Origin of the sequence: Mariprofundus erugo (assembly GCF_005818865.1) — a bacterium.
Taxonomy (GTDB): domain Bacteria; phylum Pseudomonadota; class Zetaproteobacteria; order Mariprofundales; family Mariprofundaceae; genus Mariprofundus; species Mariprofundus erugo.
Map to the genome: position 1 here is coordinate 1 of NZ_VBRY01000022.1, position 611 is coordinate 611.

The 611-nt window shown below is 54.3% G+C and carries 1 protein-coding gene; it reads left to right on the forward strand.

The genetic code is table 11. The features are described 5' to 3' along the window. Positions 1 to 611: GTP-binding protein (locus FEF65_RS13240; protein ID WP_238701415.1), on the forward strand; the 611-nt coding region annotated here is incomplete at both ends.

Sequence of the window (611 nt, forward strand, 5' to 3'; positions counted from 1 at the left end):
GACTACGTAAAGAACATGATCACCGGTGCTGCCCAGATGGATGGCGGTATTCTGGTGGTATCTGCAGCTGATGGCCCGATGCCACAGACCCGTGAGCACGTGCTGCTGGCTCGTCAGGTAAACGTACCATACCTGGTTGTTTTCCTGAACAAGGCTGACATGGTTGATGACGAAGAGCTGCTTGAGCTGGTTGAGATGGAAGTTCGCGAGCTGCTGGATTCCTACGGTTTCCCTGGCGACGACACTCCGATCATCAAGGGTTCTGCACTGAAGGCTCTCGAAGGTGATACCTCCGAGATCGGTTCTCAGGCGATTGATGCACTGATGGATGCTGTTGACTCATTCATCCCTACCCCTGAGCGTCCAATCGACAAGACCTTCCTGATGCCTATCGAAGACGTATTCTCAATCTCCGGCCGTGGTACCGTGGTAACCGGTCGTGTTGAGCAGGGCATCGTCAAGGTTGGTGATGAAGTTGAAATCGTTGGTGTTCGTCCGACCACCAAGACCACTTGCACCGGCGTTGAAATGTTCCGCAAGCTGCTGGACAGCGGCCAAGCAGGTGACAACGTAGGCGTTCTGCTGCGTGGTACCAAGCGTGAAGACGTTGA